The organism is Traorella massiliensis (genome assembly GCF_900104665.1).
Classification (GTDB): Bacteria; Bacillota_I; Bacilli_A; order Erysipelotrichales; family Erysipelotrichaceae; genus Traorella; species Traorella massiliensis.
This window is the reverse complement of sequence record NZ_LT629969.1, coordinates 224,079-242,669: the sequence shown is the minus strand read 5'-3', so window position 1 is coordinate 242,669 and position 18,591 is coordinate 224,079. Positions and strand designations below refer to the sequence as shown.

Annotated in this window: 19 protein-coding genes and 2 tRNA genes; 5 read left to right on the top strand and 16 right to left on the bottom strand. The window is 36.3% G+C overall.

Translation table 11 applies throughout. From position 1 onward, the window contains the following. The first annotated feature begins 12 nt into the window (after positions 1–12). The 4 genes from BQ5367_RS08440 to BQ5367_RS08425 all read left to right on the top strand — a co-directional run bounded on the left by BQ5367_RS08440 (position 13) and on the right by BQ5367_RS08425 (position 1,709). On the top strand, positions 13–543 hold the full coding sequence (locus tag BQ5367_RS08440) for an NUDIX hydrolase (protein WP_071442092.1): 531 nt from the start codon (positions 13–15) through the stop codon (positions 541–543). A gap of 82 nt (positions 544–625) precedes the next feature. After that, a tRNA-Ile gene (locus tag BQ5367_RS08435) sits at positions 626–702 on the top strand. Positions 703–720: 18 nt separating this feature from the next. Further along, positions 721–796 (top strand) — tRNA-Ala (locus BQ5367_RS08430). Positions 797–1,448: 652 nt separating this feature from the next. Next, on the top strand, positions 1,449–1,709 hold the full coding sequence (locus BQ5367_RS08425; protein ID WP_071442091.1) for a hypothetical protein: 261 nt from the start codon (positions 1,449–1,451) through the stop codon (positions 1,707–1,709). 20 nt (positions 1,710–1,729) lie between these two features. Here BQ5367_RS08425 and BQ5367_RS08420 read toward each other — a convergent pair whose 3' ends face one another. From BQ5367_RS08420 to epsC, 9 genes are all read right to left on the bottom strand, one after another. Continuing rightward, on the bottom strand, positions 1,730–2,395 hold the full coding sequence (locus BQ5367_RS08420; protein ID WP_071442090.1) for an N-acetylmuramoyl-L-alanine amidase family protein: 666 nt from the start codon (positions 2,393–2,395) through the stop codon (positions 1,730–1,732). A gap of 6 nt (positions 2,396–2,401) precedes the next feature. Further along, entirely contained in the window at positions 2,402–3,292 is an 891-nt protein-coding gene (locus BQ5367_RS08415) for a phosphatase PAP2 family protein (protein ID WP_071442089.1), read from the bottom strand. A 78-nt stretch (positions 3,293–3,370) separates the two neighbouring features. Continuing rightward, entirely contained in the window at positions 3,371–4,057 is a 687-nt protein-coding gene (locus BQ5367_RS08410) for a biosynthetic peptidoglycan transglycosylase (RefSeq protein ID WP_071442088.1), read from the bottom strand. A 78-nt stretch (positions 4,058–4,135) separates the two neighbouring features. Continuing rightward, on the bottom strand, positions 4,136–4,651 hold the full coding sequence (locus BQ5367_RS08405) for a Fe-S-containing hydro-lyase (protein ID WP_071442087.1): 516 nt from the start codon (positions 4,649–4,651) through the stop codon (positions 4,136–4,138). Further along, a complete protein-coding gene (locus BQ5367_RS08400) occupies positions 4,648–5,496 on the bottom strand; it encodes a fumarate hydratase (protein ID WP_071442086.1) in 849 nt (282 codons plus the stop codon). Before BQ5367_RS08400 ends, BQ5367_RS08405 begins: the two co-directional genes overlap by 4 nt. Then, positions 5,493–6,650 carry an NAD(P)-dependent malic enzyme gene (locus tag BQ5367_RS08395; RefSeq protein ID WP_071442085.1) on the bottom strand — a complete coding sequence of 386 codons (1,158 nt, stop codon included), beginning with the start codon at positions 6,648–6,650 and terminating at the stop codon, positions 5,493–5,495. Before BQ5367_RS08395 ends, BQ5367_RS08400 begins: the two co-directional genes overlap by 4 nt. Before the next feature lie 9 nt (positions 6,651–6,659). After that, positions 6,660–7,667: an aspartate--ammonia ligase gene (gene asnA / locus BQ5367_RS08390; RefSeq protein ID WP_071442084.1), complete on the bottom strand. Its 1,008-nt coding sequence runs from the start codon at positions 7,665–7,667 to the stop codon at positions 6,660–6,662. A gap of 2 nt (positions 7,668–7,669) precedes the next feature. Beyond that, positions 7,670–8,962: a M18 family aminopeptidase gene (locus tag BQ5367_RS08385; protein WP_071442083.1), complete on the bottom strand. Its 1,293-nt coding sequence runs from the start codon at positions 8,960–8,962 to the stop codon at positions 7,670–7,672. Positions 8,963–9,015: 53 nt separating this feature from the next. Continuing rightward, positions 9,016–9,582: a serine O-acetyltransferase EpsC gene (gene epsC / locus BQ5367_RS08380; protein ID WP_071442082.1), complete on the bottom strand. Its 567-nt coding sequence runs from the start codon at positions 9,580–9,582 to the stop codon at positions 9,016–9,018. A gap of 163 nt (positions 9,583–9,745) precedes the next feature. On the opposite strand from epsC, the gene BQ5367_RS08375 reads away from it, so the two are divergent. After that, positions 9,746–10,540, top strand: coding sequence for a gluconate 5-dehydrogenase (locus BQ5367_RS08375; RefSeq protein WP_071442081.1), 795 nt, complete (start codon positions 9,746–9,748; stop codon positions 10,538–10,540). Between the two features lie 52 nt (positions 10,541–10,592). On the opposite strand, the gene BQ5367_RS08370 is transcribed toward BQ5367_RS08375, so the two are convergent. The 7 genes from BQ5367_RS08370 to BQ5367_RS08345 form a co-directional block, all read right to left on the bottom strand. Further along, positions 10,593–10,988 carry a hypothetical protein gene (locus BQ5367_RS08370; RefSeq protein ID WP_071442080.1) on the bottom strand — a complete coding sequence of 132 codons (396 nt, stop codon included), beginning with the start codon at positions 10,986–10,988 and terminating at the stop codon, positions 10,593–10,595. Positions 10,989–11,092: 104 nt separating this feature from the next. Beyond that, positions 11,093–11,956: an aminoglycoside phosphotransferase family protein gene (locus BQ5367_RS08365; RefSeq protein WP_071442079.1), complete on the bottom strand. Its 864-nt coding sequence runs from the start codon at positions 11,954–11,956 to the stop codon at positions 11,093–11,095. 146 nt (positions 11,957–12,102) lie between these two features. Beyond that, positions 12,103–12,432, bottom strand: coding sequence for a DUF3221 domain-containing protein (locus tag BQ5367_RS08360; RefSeq protein WP_071442078.1), 330 nt, complete (start codon positions 12,430–12,432; stop codon positions 12,103–12,105). Positions 12,433–13,335: 903 nt separating this feature from the next. After that, positions 13,336–13,440, bottom strand: a complete 105-nt coding sequence (locus BQ5367_RS13825) for a PF20097 family protein (protein WP_235858754.1) — start codon at positions 13,438–13,440, stop codon at positions 13,336–13,338. A gap of 80 nt (positions 13,441–13,520) precedes the next feature. Further along, positions 13,521–14,837 carry a replication-associated recombination protein A gene (locus BQ5367_RS08355; protein WP_071442077.1) on the bottom strand — a complete coding sequence of 439 codons (1,317 nt, stop codon included), beginning with the start codon at positions 14,835–14,837 and terminating at the stop codon, positions 13,521–13,523. Positions 14,838–14,875: 38 nt separating this feature from the next. Next, complete coding sequence (locus tag BQ5367_RS08350) at positions 14,876–15,775, bottom strand: nucleotidyltransferase family protein (protein ID WP_071442076.1); 900 nt, start codon at positions 15,773–15,775, stop codon at positions 14,876–14,878. Between the two features lie 79 nt (positions 15,776–15,854). After that, positions 15,855–18,410, bottom strand: coding sequence for a cation-translocating P-type ATPase (locus BQ5367_RS08345; RefSeq protein ID WP_071442075.1), 2,556 nt, complete (start codon positions 18,408–18,410; stop codon positions 15,855–15,857). Between the last annotated feature and the right edge of the window lie 181 nt (positions 18,411–18,591).

Below are 18,591 nucleotides of genomic sequence, written 5' to 3'. Positions count from 1 at the left end.
AGGGTGATTGATATGGAAAAGCAGCTTAGCAGTCAGCTGATTTATGACGGACACGTCATTAAAGTAACAAAAGATGAAGTATTATGTGAAAATGGAGCTACAAGCTATCGTGAATGTGTAAAAGCTCCAGGCGGTGTTGCTATTTTAGCAGTAAAAGATCATGCTCTTTTACTTGTTAAGCAATATCGTTATGTTGTTTCTGAAGAAACAATCGAAATCCCTGCCGGAAAAATTGAACCAAATGAAGATCTGGCAATATGTGCTAGACGAGAATTAGAAGAAGAAACTGGCTATAAGGCCGAAGAAATGATCAAACGTTTTACTTTCTATCCAACACCAGGCTTTTGTGGTGAAATCCTTCATATCTATGAAGCAAAAAATCTTGTTAAGGCTGAACACCCAAAAGCCATGGATGAAGATGAATGCATTAACAGTTATTTCTTAGATCTTGATGAGGCATATAAGCAAGTACTCGATGGAACGATTCGTGATAGTAAAACTATTATTGCGATTCAGTATGCCATCAATACTTATAAAAAGTAGTTTGATAAAATAAAAATTTTTTTAATTTTTTTGTTGACAACTGTTTCTGTTGATGGTATTATATACGAGCAATCGATGATATGGGCCTGTAGCTCAGGTGGTTAGAGCGCACCCCTGATAAGGGTGAGGTCGTTGGTTCAAGTCCATTCAGGCCCACCATCGATTTAAAATATACATGGGGTTTTAGCTCAGCTGGGAGAGCACCTGCCTTGCACGCAGGGGGTCAAGGGTTCGAATCCCTTAAGCTCCACCATGTAATAAATAAAGCCTAAAAATAGGCTTTTTTTTGTTATTCAGATTTATCGTTGGAAAGATTTTGGAAAGATAAATCTAAACATTTAACTAATTCATCTTCATTTTTTATTTCAAAACTTTGTATTTCCTTAAGCTCTGCCATGTAATAAACAAAACCTTTTTCAAAGCTTTGTTTATTTGTTGAATGTACTATTTATTGGAAACGTTTAAAAAATATTATCTATATTTTCAAAAAATCAAAAATAAGGAAAATTCCCATATTTAGGTTTATGCAAGTTCTTGATAGTTTTTCATAGTAAGTGTCGTCAATACCTTAGACAGATATCCTAACAAAAAAATAAGCTAATTCATTTTTTATGATATAATACTTAAGTAAATTCTATTAAAATAGAAATCATTAAAATGTACTTAATTACAAGAAGGAAAATAAAAAAAAACTATTAAGTATATTACTTGCATTAGGTCTCTGTTCAGGTCTTACGGCTTGTGGCAATAATAACAGCAATGCCGATAATCCAAGCAATGAAAATGAACAACAGGAAGAAATAAATGAAAAAAGCGATCTAGAAGCTGTTAAGGAAGTCTTTACATTAGAAACGGAAACAAATTCATATGATTCTACCTTAGGATTGGCTAAAAATGATGACGGAGTGAAATTCAAAGTATATATCACTCTTGGCGATCAGGAGGCATCGGTTGTAGAAGCCTTTGGTGCTGGTGTCGGTACTCTTATCTATTGTGCCAGTGGTGATGATTCAGAAACCTATATCGTAGATAATGATACAGTTTTAATGACTTTTTCTGATGCTACTAATGAATCCATGAAAGAAGATATGGAAAATTATTTAAGCAGCAAAGGATTAACCTTAGATCAAATAAAAAATGCACTTCAAGAAGAATTTAAATACTAAGGCATCACCGTATGCCTTTTTTAATTCATTCCTTTACTATCAAAATAATCAATAATGCTATCAGCAATACATTCAACAATTTTATTCTGATAGCTTTCATTTATAAGATTTTTACGATCCGAAGGGTTGCTTAAAAAGCCACATTCAATCAATACTCCTTGTATCCTGCTTTCATTCAGAATAAAAAAGTTACCCTTTGTAATCCTTTTATCTTGTTCTAAGGCAACATTGGCATTTTCCTGAATATAACTAGCTAATAATTTAGATGTTCCATCCTTATAAAAAACATGGAATCCTTTCACACTTTCACTTTGATATTTATTCATGTGAATGCTAATAAATAAATCATTCTTTTCATCATTGATAATCGCAATTCTTTTATTCATATCTTCCTTTTTACGGTTTGCTGCCGTAGCAGAAGCTAAATCATTCTCATCCTTTCGTGTCAGAATCACAGTACAGCCTAACGTTTTCAGCTTTGTCTCAAGTTTTTTCACAATGGCTAAATTTAAAGGAGCTTCATCAACTCCCTGTTCACTGGCACCCAAATCTTTTCCACCATGACCACTATCCAAAACAATTGTGACTCCACTTAAAAGCCTTCCCTGCTGAATTGTCTTCACATAGGAAGGAATAAATAAAAGAAGGGCTAAAAGCGGAATTAAAATCCATCTTATTTTTTTCATATTTCATTATATGTTTTCTTCTTTTACATCTTGACCATTTTCCTTAAAGATCAGTTTCACAAGCAGTCCTTGTATCATAAATGCAATCATCATGCCAAACGTAATATCACTAAGAAAATGAGCTCCGGCAACAATTCTTGATAAACCTACTGTCAAAGTAAAAAGCAAGCTTCCATAAAAAAGTACATTCCTTTTCTTTTTAAAAGAATCATGAATCAATGGCAATACACATAAAGTCATCATACAGGCAGCACTCGCCGTATGAGCTGAAGGAAAAGATTTGAACTCATCTGCCCGTATTCCCTGCATGTTTAACTGTTCTTTAATAGAATTGCCGATAGTCCACCATGGCTGAAAATCAACCTCAGAATGCACGGAAATAAGCCTCATGCGAGGACGTTGCCAAGGTGTTTTAATAAGATTGATGACAAGCAATGTCAAAACAGGCGTCAGCAAAAGAAACCAGGCTGTTTTACGAATCATTTGATTATCAGATTCTTTGAATATTTTCCATGTTAATATATTAAAAATTAAAATGATGATAAGAGCTATTATAACTGATAAAGAAACAGGAAGAGCAGGAATATATTTAAGGGTATCAAATGCAAGCATCACAAAAACAAAAAGATCAATAAGAAATACAAAGCCTAAGGTTAATACAAAAAGACCTTTTTTTCTATCTTTATAACTATATGCATCTTTGACCAATAAAGCAGCACCACAAATCAGACAAATCATCGCCGGCAGCTGTCCATAACCCGCTAAGAAAATACCAAATGGGTTATTGGCATCATAAAGATTCACAGATATATGATAATCATAAAAAGAACCTATAAGTATCAGACTTATGATGATCAATGACAAGACCCATAATTGTCTGCGAGAATATAATTTCAAAACGATTCCTCCTCGTCTTTGTTTATCTTAACATAAACAGCATTACTTTTTCATTTCAATTCTGTAAGTAAAATGGACTCACTCTGAGTCCATTAATTCTTTTATTTCATCTTCGCTAAATGTTTGTGTATCAATCAGCGTCTGAATGACTGCCTGCTGCCGTTTATAAGCATTTTCCGCATGATCACTTAACTGATAATTACTTGGTGATTGTGGAATACCTACGACCAGGGTAGCTTCATTGAATGTCAGATCTTTAGGTTCTTTTCCAAAATAACCTTCACTTGCCTGATAAATACCCATATGATTATCTCCATAATTAATGATATTTAAATAGATTTCCAGGATCGTATCTTTATCATATTGACTTTCAATATCATGAACCATGAAAAATTCCGCAAACTTTCGTATGATCGAAGGCTCATAACCAAAATAAAGATTTTTCGCTAACTGCTGGGTAATCGTACTTCCCCCACCGCTAAGTTCACCCGTTGTCAAAAGAACATAGGCAATTCTTCCATAGGCGATGAAGTCAACACCCGAATGTGAATAAAAGCGCTGATCTTCTGTTGAGACAGTAGCCTTTAATACATAGTCGCTAATATCTTCAATTTCAACATAATCATCTCTTGCCTGAATCTCTGCCACTTTATCTTTCAAAGATATTTCACTAATTGCCTTTTTATATTCTACAAAACCTAAGGACGTTAGAATGATAAAAACAAGTAAAATAATTGAAAACATCCACTTGATGAATTTCTTCATTTTGATCACCCGTTTTCATTATACACAAATTCAGTTTAAAAAGGGGCTTTCTTGCATAAGTGTAAGTAAAATGTAAGGTTAATAGACACTATTTCCATGACTATCAATTGCGACAATGCAAGGAAAGTCTTCAACTTCATAGCGATAAATTGCTTCTGCTTTTAAATCTTCAAAAGCAATACACTCCGCCTTTTTAATACTTTGACTCAGTAAGGCTCCTGCACCACCGATACAAATCAGATAACATGCATGGTTACGGATAATGGCATCCTTGACCTCTTGTGTACGATACCCCTTTCCAATCGTTGCCTTGACTCCCAGATCATAAAGCAAAGGAGCATAAGCATCCATGCGCATACTGGTCGTTGGACCAGCACTGCCTACGATCGCATGAGGTGGAGCGGGTGTCGGTCCTACATAATAAATACAAGCATCTTTTAAATCAAAAGGAAGCGTTTCATTTTTATGAATCATGTTCACAAGACGTTTATGAGCTGCATCACGAGCCGTATAGATGATGCCGCTTAGCTGTAAAGAATCACCCGCATGAAGATTCTCACAAATTTCTTTTGTCAAAGGTAATGTTACTTTCATTCGATCACCTCACTGATATGTCGTGTAACATGACATGAAATATTAACAGCTACCGGTAAACCTGCGATATGTGTCGGTGCCTGTTCAATATTGATTTTTAAGACACTTGTCTTACCGCCCAATCCCTGTGGACCGATATTCAGCTGATTGGCTTCTTCCAGCAATTCTCTTTCAAGCTGAGCATAGTCAGGATCTGGATTTTCTAACATACAGTCACGCAAGGTAGCTTTTTTAGCAAGTACAGCTGCATAATCAAAGCTACCACCAATACCAACACCGACCACCATTGGCGGACAGGCATTCGGTCCTGCATTTTGAATCGCTTGAAGAACAGTTTCTTTAACGCCTTCAACCCCCTGGGCCGGTTTCAGCATTCTGATAACAGACATATTTTCACTGCCAAAACCTTTACAGCCAACAGTGAGCTTTACCGTATCACCATCTACGATGGAAGGATAGATGATACATGGGGTATTATCCTGTGTATTGATGCGATGAAACAGTGGATCAGCAACGATACTTTTACGTAAATAACCCTCTTCATATCCTAAAGCAACACCTTTTTGGATAGCTTCATTTAAAGATCCATCGACTAGCTGAACATCTTGTCCGATTTCAATAAATACGATGACCATGCCTGTATCCTGACAGATCGGAATTCTTTTTTCCGCAGCAATCTGACGATTCTTTTCTAATAGCCCTAAAATTTCTTTTCCTAAAGGATTCGTTTCATTTTGTGAAGCTTTTTTTAATAGTTTTTCAATATCTTGTGGATAATGAAAATTTACTTGCTGAACCATGTTTTTGATCTTGTCATGGATTTCAAGAACACTGATCTGTTTCATTTTAAAGCCTCTTTTTTTACTGCCTCAGCTACAACTTCCGCAACCCTAGGATTAAAGGCATCAGGAATGATATATTCTTCATTTAATTCATCATCGCTGACAATGCTGGCAATCGCTTTTGCAGCCGCCAGTTTCATAGCCTCAGTAATATCCTTTGAGCGAGCATCTAAAGCACCACGGAAAATACCTGGGAATACGAGCACATTATTGATCTGATTCGGGAAATCACTTCTGCCTGTCGCAATCACTCGAGCACCGCCCTTTTTAGCTTCATCAGGCATGATTTCTGGAGTTGGATTCGCCATTGCGAAAATAATCGCATCTTGATTCATCGTACTTACCATTTCTGCTGTTAATACATGGGGTGCACTAACACCGATGAAAACATCACGACCTGCAATCACCTTCTTTAGATCACCACGTATTTTTTCCTGATTAGTAAGCTGAGCCATTTCCTTTTGAGCTTCATTCATCCAAGGCTCACCCTCACACAAAGCACCCTTTTTATCTACCAGTACACAGTTTTTCATACCTAACTGAAGCAAAAGACGAGCAATGCTGATTCCAGCGCTGCCGGCACCATTTATGACAAAACGAGCTGTTTCAATATCTTTTTTCACAAGTTTTAACGCATTGATGATACCTGCACTGACAACGATTGCTGTACCATGCTGATCATCATGAAAAACCGGAATATCACACTCTTCCTTCAATCGTCTTTCAATTTCAAAACAGCGAGGTGCTGAAATATCCTCTAAATTGATACCCCCAAACGTTGGCGATAAAGCTTTTACGATACGAATGATTTCTTCAGTATCCTGCGTATCCAAGCAAATCGGAAAAGCATCAATACCTGCAAACTCCTTAAATAAAATAGATTTTCCTTCCATGACCGGCATGGCAGCTAACGGACCAATGTTTCCCAATCCTAACACTGCAGAACCATCACTCACCACAGCTACTGTATTACCTTTAGTTGTATATTTATAGACATCTTCACGATTTTCATGAATCTTACGGCAAGCTTCTGCAACCCCTGGTGTATAAGCAAGACTTAGATCATGCATATTTTTAACTTTGATTTTACTAGTAACTTCCAATTTTCCTTTATGTTCTTCATGTAATTTCAATGATTCTTCATATACGCTGCTCATAATTTCTCCTTATAATAAATTGATCTCATTTTCTTTACATTCCCGACGCATTTCTTCGCTCCACATCGACACTTGAACTTCACCGATATGAGCCTTATTCAACAAAAGCATACATAAACGTGATTGTCCGATTCCCCCGCCAATCGTTAAAGGAAGCTTTCCTTCAAGTATTTGTTTGTGAAACGGATAATTCAATCTTTCACTCGCATTCGCCTTTTCACATTGACTAACCAAACTCTTTTCATCAACACGAATTCCCATGCTGCTTAATTCAAAAGAGCGATCAAGCAGAGGATAATAAACTAACAGATCCCCATTCAATTGCCAATCATCATAGTCAGGTGCCCGTCCATCATGCCTTTGACCACTTTTCAATTGATCTCCGATCTGCATCAAAAAAACTGTTTGATGTTTTCGACAGATCGCATCTTCTCTTTCTTTAGGTGTCAGATCCGGATAAAGATCTTCTAACTGCTGGGTTGTAATAAAGAAGACATTATTGCTCACCATCGGTTTTAACTGCGGATAAGCATAACGTAAAATCGTCTGTGTCTGAACGATCGCCTTTACAATTTTTAAAACCGTTGCCTTGAGCGTTTCAAGATTACGATTCTCTCTAGTTATAACTTTCTCCCAGTCCCATTGATCGACATAAACAGAATGGAGATTGTCTAATTCTTCATCACGGCGGATTGCATTCATATCCGTATAAAGACCTTCAAACCCTCTTAAATCATAACGGTTTAAAGCAGCTCTTTTCCATTTAGCCAATGAATGGACAATTTCAACCTGTTCATCTAAATCTTTAATTTCAAAACTAACCGGTCTTTCAATACCATTAAGATCATCATTCAAACCACTTTTCTTAGAAACATAAAGCGGTGCTGAAACACGCACCAGATTCAAACAATCCGCCAATCTTTTCTCAAACTGATCTTTAACGATTTTAATTGCGATTTCACTATCTAAATAAGATAGCGGATTTTCATAATTTGCCGGCAAAATCAATTTACTCATAATTAAACCTCCCACTGATGATCTTTTTCATGAATATTTGAATCATAGAAAGCTGTACAGGCATGGATCATATGTTCAATATCCTCAACCCCTGCACACTCTACACTTGAATGCATCGCTAACTGTGCACAGCCAATATCAATGCTTTTAATCGATACATGCGACGTTGAGATATTTCCTAAAGTAGAACCTCCACGCACATCACTTCGATTAACAAAAAACTGATAAGGCACATCATTTTTCCTACAGATTTCTGTAAACAAAGCCACTGATACTGCATCACTGGTATATTGTTGATTAGCATTTGATTTGATAACTACACCTTCATTCATATAAACCGCATTATTTCCATCATAAAATTCAGGATGATTATAATGCAGGGCATGAGCATTATCGACACTCAGCATCATCGAATGAGAAAGCGACATCAAATATTCTTCATATGTATAATTCAATCCCTTTTGAATTCTTCTCATCACATCTTCTAAAAAGGAAGAATCTGCCCCCTGCTTCGTATTACTTCCTACTTCTTCATTATCAAAAGCAGCAAAGATATTAACACGACGTTCATTGGTTGAATTTAAAAAAGCCATTAATGTCGTATAGACACTCTCTAAATTATCAATTTTTGGGCTTGAGAAAAACTCGTCCTGTAAACCAAATACCTTTCCTTTTTCATCAACAACTAAATAAAGATCACTACTGATATAGTCTTCTTCACGTATATTTAAATCCTCACAGATCCTTTTCTTTAGAGCTCCTTTTTTCAAAGTTGAGCTAAAAAGAGGCATCATATCATTTTGCGGATTATAAACATAACCATCATTCAACTTACGATTCATATGAATCGCAACATTTGGAATACTACAAACAGCTGTTTTTGAATCATATAAAACTTCTTCGATCTTTCCATTACGACGAATGCATACCCTGCCCGCTAAACGCAATGGCCGATCTAACCACGTATTCATGATCATGCCCCCATAAGCTTCTACATTGCCCTTTAAAGCATGATTCGCCTCTACTTCTCCATTCGCCTTCAATTTGAAAGTTGGTGAATCTGTATGTGAAGCACAGATATTAAAAGCCAGATCATCCATATATTTACCAATCGTAAATGCAATTACAGATGAATGATTCCGTGTTACGATGTAGCTTTTCCCCTTTTCAAGCTGCCATTTTTCCCCTTCACTTAATTCAATAAAATTAACACATTTTTTCTTCACATTCTCCACTGCATGAAACATGCTCGATGAGTCATGAATAAATGTTAAGCATTCTTCTATATGTTTCATTAAATCACCTCCTCAACATTGTATCATAATTCAAAAGAAAATGAGCGAATAAATCACTCATTTACATTTTCTATGATCGGACATTTTTCATGTTCCTGCTTTTTGACTTCTTTGATGCTCGCAGCCATTCCATAAGCCACCTGATCATCTCCAATATCCTTTACAACAACACTGTTTGCGCCAATCTGAACATTATTGCCAATTGTAATATTCCCTAATACACTGGCATTGCAGCCGACCATCACATGGTTTTTCAACGTTGGATGACGTTTTGCTCTCTCCTTGCCATTACCGCCTAAGGTAACACCATGATACAACAGACAGTCATCACCAATCACCGCTGTCTCACCGATCACACAGCCTGTTCCGTGGTCAATGATCAAACCTTTCCCGATCGTAGCCCCCGGATGAATCTCAATGTTCGTCCAAAAGCGTCCCATCTGTCCAAATAAACGAGCGACAAAATACCACTTATGCGTATAGAAGAAATGACCGATCCGATAATGAATCAGTGCATTGATATGTGGATATAAAAGGAATACTTCTAACTTGCTTTTCGCAGCCGGGTCCACTTCCATGACCCGATTCAAATTGTAATTTAATAACGAAAACCAATTCATAAACTCACATCCTTTTGTCTATATTATATGATATGTGAAAAAGATGCAAATGGTGTGACTTTTGTAAATAAAAAACTTCCTCATTATTCTGCCCAACAAAAGAGTTGAAAGTCAAATCAAACATCAGTATACTTAAAGGGAATAAAGAAAGAAGGTACAAAAAATGAAAGAATTCACACCAGAAAGCTTCCGTTTAGACGGTAAGATTGCTTTAGTTACGGGTGCTTCTTATGGAATCGGTTTTGCGATTGCCAGCGGATTTGCGAAATCAGGCGCTACGATCGTATTTAACGATATCAACCAGGAATTAGTCGATAAAGGTTTAAAAGCTTATGAAGAAGCTGGTATTCAGGCACACGGCTATGTATGTGATGTTACCGATGAAAATGCCGTTCAAGAGCTTGTCAAAAAAATTGAAGAAGAAGTAGGTGTCATTGACATTCTTGTAAATAATGCCGGAATCATCAAGCGTATCCCAATGATTGAAATGAGTGCCGATGATTTCCGTAAAGTAGTCGATATTGACCTAAATGGACCATTCATCGTATCAAAAGCAGTCATTCCTTCAATGATCAAAAAAGGACATGGCAAGATCATTAACATCTGTTCCATGATGAGTGAACTTGGACGTGAAACGGTATCTGCATATGCGGCTGCAAAAGGCGGATTAAAAATGCTAACTCGAAATATTGCTTCTGAATATGGTGAATACAACATTCAGTGCAATGGTATCGGTCCAGGATATATCGAAACACCTCAGACTGCACCATTAAGAACAGAAGGTCATCCATTCAATAGCTTTATTATTTCTAAGACACCTGCAGCTCGATGGGGTACTACAGAGGATCTTATGGGACCAGCTGTATTCCTTGCTTCTGATGCCAGCAACTTTGTCAACGGACACATTCTTTACGTTGATGGAGGTATCTTAGCTTATATCGGTAAGCAGCCACAATAAATAATATTGTCCAGTATCGCTACTGGACTTTTTTTTACACTTTTTTCATCAGTCAAGATCTGTTATTTCTCTTTTTTTGAATATAAGCAGCCATAAAAAACAAAATATAACAGCACACAATCGCAATCATACCAATTTCAGGGATAACTGCTAATGGATATAAATTATAAATAACAAGTATCACATCTGCGATCGTCCATGTAGATACTAGCCCAGATGAAAAAGCACAAGCCATTTCTACACTTAACAGATCATTCCCATTGCGATTTTTTCGAAGAGAGCTATATGTAAACATTGATATAAATGCCAACAGCAACATTGCCCATAAGATCCATTTTCCTGCAAAATCATTAATCACTCCATTTTCATTCCAATGTATGACCAAATCACCTTCAATTCCAAAAGTACCCATCAAAGTAAAAAGGGCTGCTACAAAAACCAATGTCATGGAGATATATCTCCATGATCTTATCGGAGCTAAACGAAACACTTGATCCACCTCTTTCTGTTTATCTAATTCTCACAATGAATTACTCATATCAAAATTGGTTTTCAATCGTTTAATCCTTCTCTTAAAATAGCATCAACAGTATATCGTGCACTTTGTTTAAAATTTTCATCACTATCGTCATAAGTAATCAAAGCTTTCCATAATGCCCAGCCTCTTGCACGATTTACCATGTCCTCAGGTAAACCTTCTAAAAAAAATCTCCTGGCTTCTTCATTAAAATAAGTCCAGGCCATTGCATAATCACAAGCAGGATCTCCAATGCCAAGTATTCCAAAATCAATAAGCCCATAAAACTTATTATTTCGAAGCAAGATATTTCCTGGCGCTATATCACCATGTACCCAAACTTTTTTACCTTTATATATCTTTGAAATACTCGTTTCCAATATATGAGATAACTGTTTTACTGGCAAACGATTTTCCAGATTTTTTAAAGCATTGAGTGTCTCTTGATGATATATTTTCAAATCACCGCCTCGATAGAAATTATGCTTTCCTGCTTCCGGTCCATTCTGACAATCCACCATCTGTAATTTATGTAATGCCTCCGCTAAATCTTTCGCAAATTGCTTCTGATCAACATCAAAACATTCAAGTAACGTATTTCCTTCAATCCATAAATTGATTGACCAGGAAAAAGGATAATAGCTCGTTGGTTTCCCAGTAGCGATTGGTTTTGAAATAGCATAATCAAGATGCTCCTGTAAATAAGGCATCCACCTGTTTTCTTTCTCAACTTGTGCCACATAATCAAATCCACTAGGTAAACGAACTGTCATTGTATCTCCTAAATGAAATGTACGATTATCAAACCCGCTTTTCGCAACGGGAAAAATATCAAGCTGCTGCCATTGAGGAAACTGTTCTCTCACTAATTTTTTTACCATTTCTACTGTAATATCCATAATTTCCCTGATTCCTTTCAAAACTCACAATTATCAAATCAATCTATAAAATATTTTGGCTTAAACCTTTTACTTGAATTTAAAAAATTTCTAGATAAATCTATCCCATCCTTATATCATCTCATTCATACTTTCATAAATAATAATTATTCATCTTCATATAGTTCAAGAATTGCATAAACATGGTTTATCTGAGGCGGTAAGCTTTGTTCAATAGTTCCATTATAATAAACAGCTACTTCATCCCCAATAGTAAAATCTGTTATGCTATCCTCATTTTCTACTTCAAGGGAAACAAGAATACGTGAATAATCTTTATATAGATCATCATCTTTATTTACCTCGATAACTATATATGCATCACTTGTTTCAGAAACAACTCCCCTTACACATGGTTCATCGTCAATAATATCATTCATATCCTTTTTACATCCGCCTAATCCCAATAAACAACTCATAACGATAAACACTGACATGATTTTTTTTCATAAATTTCCTCCTAATTATCAAATGTATTCGTTGTTCTGCAACTACTCCTACCAAAGCCAATATCGTAAGTGTCAAAATGATAAATTTTCTTACAGTCAGATAAACATAAATATAACCCTATATTCGTTAAACCCATTTTTATTATACCAAAAAAAACATCCTCCTGTACTATTCAACAGAAGGATAATCATTTTTATTCTTTTATTCTTTTTGGTTACTGTTTAGTGAGAAGTAAATAATAAGAAAATAAACTTTTTTCATTCTTTTTTAGGAAAAATGACATTTTCATGGATATAGAATAGTAGGTGTCCTACAAAGGAGGGAGTGAGGATCCATGACACCTATATTATTTGTATGGAGGGGGTGCAGTTGGGTTTTGAACTCATCATTCTTCTCCAGTTATTATATGAAAATGTAGTAGCTGTGAAAGAATGTTTGCGTTTGATCATACTGTACATCAGTCTGATTCAACGATAATCTGCGATCCTCCCTCCTAAATGAAACCCCAGTGGCGCAACACTGGGGTTTCCTATTTGTATGGAGTTCATCCGTTATTATTCTAACATATCTTATCCAATTTGTCGATATCATTTCATTTTTCTGAATTTCGAAATTTACATTGTAGAAGTATTTAATCCATTTTTGCTTTTTACGCCATCATTTATATCATCATGAAAATATCCTCGTATAATTTCTAACTCCCCATCATAAATTAAATGTGCATTTTCAATAATAGATCTTTCTTTGCTTAGTTCTTTTTCAAATAGAAATTTATCTCTCTTCCTTCAATATTATAATACCACATACTTCACAATAATCTGCATTTGCATGAATGCCAAGCAAAGTATTCTCAGAAACAATTCTTCTGCAATCTTTTGAGTAGCTTGTTTTTAATAAACTTTGTTTTTTCCATCAGGAATCCACTGTGCAGGCGTTGTATCTGTAGGAATATAGCCATGCTGCATTTCTTTACCACAATACGGACATTTCATCATTTCATTTCTAACTGTTTATTCATCAAAATTACTTAAATATTCTTTCATCAAATTCATTTTCTTTTAACAGTCGTAACATATCACTGATGTTCCTTTTTCCATTTTTTAATTGCATCAAGTCTTACCTGATATTTCTGTTCCAATCCCTGATTCGATGGATGGTAATATTCTCTTTCCTTTAATGAATCAGGAAGGCATTGCATATTAGTGAGTTTTTCTTTGGTATTATGAGCGTACTGATAGTCCTTACCATAATTAAGTTCTTTCATAAGTCTGGTAGGAGCATTGCGAATGACTAAAGGTACCGGTTCAGCCAAATGATTCAAGGCATCTTTTTTAGCGTTTTCATAGGCAGTATACAAAGCATTTGATTTAGGAGCTAAAGCCATATAAATGACTGCTTCACTAAGATTTACCGTACATTCAGGCATCCCGATCAAATGAGCCGCCTGATAAGCTGCCACCGCTACCTCTAAGGCTCTAGGATCTGCCAGTCCTATATCTTCACTGGCAAAACGAATGACTCTACGAGCAACATACAAAGGATCCTCTCCAGCTTCTAACATCCTTGCCAGCCAATAGATGGCTGCATCCGGATCAGAGTTACGCATAGACTTATGTAAAGCTGAAATAAGATTATAATGTTCTTCACCAGTCTTGTCATAAAGCAGCGATTTTCTAGAAATACACTGTTCCAATATTTCCATGGAAATATGAATACCATTCTCATCCATATGACCATTTAATATCACCATTTCCAAAGTTGATAAAGCACTACGAGCATCTCCATTCGCAAATGTCGCAATCATTCGTAACATATCTTCAGATATATCTATTTTTTGATATCCAAAGCCTCTTTCATCATGAATAGCTCTTTTTAGAAGTGATACAACTTCATCAATGCTTAAAGCCTGTAAGACAAAAACCTTACATCTTGACAATAAAGCAGCGTTGATTTCAAAAGAGGGATTTTCTGTAGTAGCACCTATAAGGATAATGCTGCCTTTTTCCACGAAAGGTAGAAAAGCATCCTGCTGGGCCTTATTGAAGCGATGAATTTCATCAACAAATAAGATCGTCCGCTCTCCAAAACGACGATTTTCCTCTGCTCTTTGCATGACTGCACGAATCTCTTTGATACCGCTTGTTACCGCTGAAAAGTCAATAAAAGCACTTTTTGTCTGATTGGCAATGATACGAGCCAAGGTCGTCTTTCCAACACCGGGAGGTCCCCAAAAGATCATCGAAGAAATCTGATCACTTTCAATGAGCCTTCTTAACATTTTCCCTTCGCCTAATAAATGTGTTTGTCCTACAAATTCCTTTAAATTTCTTGGACGCATTCTTGAGGCTAAAGGAGCACTTTGTCCCTTTTCAAATAAACTTGTTTGTTCCATTTAATCACCTCCTAAATGACAAAAATGGAAATAGCGAGCTATTTCCATAATGGTTCAGGATAACATCCTTTTTTATATAAAGAAGCAATACCTTCTTTAACACTTTCTTTATCTTCCTGATAAGTCACACCATACCATTTATCATGACTTTCCAGCATCTTTACATCACATTTATGCTCCCTTAATAATTCACCAACAACATTCGGGATATAGAACTCACCTTTCATAGGATCACTTTCCAATACCTGCTGGAACTCTTCAAACTTTTTGGTGATTTCATCGATAATATCAGGTGTAAATGCCCACATATTCATCGATACAAGTGTATTTGGATCAATATCTTGCCATTCATTATCTAAGAAAAGCACTACCTTGCCATCACGCTTTTCAATCTTGGTGCGTTCGATCACATTCACAAGCTTTCCATTTTCTACGATACATTGTCCACGAGCTACACTGCCATGATCCGTTAATGTATTGTGAAGCACATAACCTACCATGGCATAATGATGTTCACTCGCTTCATTGTTTAAAAAATCATACAGTGTCTTGAAGCAGCTTTGTCCATAATAATCATCCGAATTGATGACTGCAAATGGTCCATCCAGAACATCTTTGCAACAGTACAGGGCATGTGCTGTACCTAGTGGCTTTTCTCTTCCCTCTGGAACTTTAAAACCTTCCGGAACACAGGCAAAATCCTGAAATACATATTCTACCTGTACTTGTTTAGAAAGCTTATCACCAATCGCTTCCTTAAATTCTTTTTCAATTGCTTTTTTAATAATAAATACGACCTTATCAAACCCTGCTTGAATAGCATCATAAACTGATAATTCTAAGATGACTTCTCCATTAGGTCCGATTGGATCGATTTGTTTTAAACCACCGTAACGGCTACCCATTCCTGCGGCCAAAACAACTAAAGTTGTACTCATTTCTACTACCTTCCTTTACGAGAAAATAATATCATAAGTTTGCTCTTTTGTCATTGTTAATCATGATTTTATGATTCAATCAGTTAAATAATTTACTCAATTCATTCATCAAAATCGTACTCATCGATAAACCAAATACGATCAGCCACTGGGTAAGTGTCAAAGGAATCGTCTTAAGAAGCATATTCATAAAAGGAAGCTGACAGACAAATATCTGTAGAATAATTCCCATTACTACTGTCAGCAATAACCACTTATTCTTAAAAAAGCCAATCTTAAACATCGAAACATGAATCTGCCGGCAATTCAATGAATGAAACATCTGAGAAAGAGAAAGCACCATGAATGCCATGCTTTGCCCACATAAATCACTTGTTTTTAAACCCGCTTTAAATGCAACTAATGAAATCGTCCCAATAAACAATCCATTACATATCACAAAAATCAGACCACCATGGGCAAATAAGCTTTCATCAGTTGGTTTAGGCTTTTGTTTCATCACTTGTTTTTCATCTGCCTCTACACCTAATGCCAAGGCCGGAAAAGCATCTGTTACTAGATTGGTCCATAAAAGCTGAATCGCACATAAAGGAGGTACATGCTGTGTTAGAAAAAGACTGGAAAAGAATAAGGTCATGATTTCTCCTAAATTACAGGAAAGTAAATAAAACACGCTTTTTTGAATCTTTAAATAAATATTTCTGCCAGCTTCAATCGCCTTTACAATCGTTGTAAAATGATCATCCATCAAGACAATATCACTTACGCTCTTACAAACATCACTACCACCTTTCCCCATTGCAATACCGATGTCTGCTTTTTTAAGGGCAGGCGCATCATTCACCCCATCCCCACTCATTGCGACAATTCTTTCCTCTTTTTGATAGGCTTCTACCAGTCTTACCTTATGGCTAGGAGAAACACGAGCAAATATTTTGATTGTTTTGATCTTATTTTTCAACTGAACATCACTGCATTCATCAATATCACTACCACTCATCACTTCTTTTTCATGACTTACAAGCCCACATTCTTTACCAATCGCAAAAGCTGTTTTTAAAGAATCCCCGGTAATCATGACAACTTCAATTCCAGCTTCATGACATCTTTCAATCGCATCCTTCACTTCTTCCTTTACAGGATCTTTCAAACCAACAAGACCTAAAAATGTCGCATCACTCTCATATTCACGATTGGTCAATGAACTTTTCTTCATACATAAGCCAAAAACTCTTAAAGCCTGATTTTCCATGATGGCACAAGCCTCTAAACAACGTTTACGTTCATATTCTCCTAAAGGAACTTTTCGCTGTTGAATCATGATAAAAGAACATTGTTTGAGAATATGTTCCAAGGAACCTTTAGAAAATATATATTGATCCTGATCCTTTTGATGAACGGTACTCATCTTCTTACGTACAGAATCAAAAGGAATTTCATCAATACGTAAGTATTCACAGTTGATATCTGAAATAGATAAACGAGGCATGACATATTCCACCAGTGCTTTTTCACTGGAATCACCCACAAGAATATCACCAATGGCAACATTTTGAGCACAAGCCATACAGACAAGTCCCATAGCAGGTACTTCCTGATCAAATTCATGATTAAAATAAGTACTGACAACGCTCATCTTGTTTTGTGTCAAAGTTCCCGTCTTATCTGAACAAATCACATTGACAGATCCCAATGTTTCCACTGCGCTGAGCTTACGTACGATGGCCTTATTTTTAGACATCATGCTGACACCCATCGACTGCACGATCGTCACAACCGCCGGTAATCCTTCCGGAATTGCAGCAACCGCTAAAGAAATTGCCAAAAGCAGCATCTCTAGAAAATTTTTACCCTTTGAAAGACTGACCATCAGCATAATGATACAAATGCCTACCGCCAGCATCCCTAACATTTTGCCAAGCTGATTCATTCTTTTCTGAAGTGGTGTCATCTCACTAAGATCTTCATTTAAAAGGTCCGCAATCTTCCCCATTTCACTATTCATTCCACAACTTACGGCAATTCCTTTTCCTCTGCCACTGGTAACATATGTAGACATAAAAACCATATTATGCTGATCACTTATAGCCGCTTTATCTTTCGTACGATAAAACTCATTTTTTGAGACATTATGACTTTCTCCACTCAATAGACTTTCATCCATCATCAATCGTGTCGTGCTCACAAGACGTATATCACACGGAATACGATCCCCTGCTTCAAATTCAATGACATCTCCTGCCACTATCTCTCTTGTTTCAACGATCAAGACACTACTATCACGCATAACCTTACAAGTTGGCTGCATCATTGCCTGCAACACCTCTAAAGCCTTTTCACTCTTCACTAGCTGAAAGGTACCTATCCCCGCATTTAACATCACCACCAGGCAGATAATCAATGCATCGATGATTTCTCCTAAGAATAGAGATAAAATAGCCCCTATCAACAATATCAGTACCATTGGATCTTTAAACTGTTCCAAAAAGATCATCCATATCGTTTGCTTCTTTACACTGACAATTTCATTATAACCATCACTTTGCAGTCGCTTATAAGCCTCCTGATGTGATAGCCCATGCTGTACGCTCGTATTAAAAAGCAGTTCAACTTCTTTTATGCTGTACTTGTCCATGACTCACTCTCCCCTAGCAATTTATGAGAAAAAAGCAAGCCTTAGAACTATAGATGAAAGAAGTTCTAGGGAATCCGAATGAATATGAAAAAATACAAGAATATCAAAATAACATCTTCTGGTCGTATCGTTTAAAAGATTATCAAAAAACAAACTGGTGGAGCAAAACTGCAAGTACAGA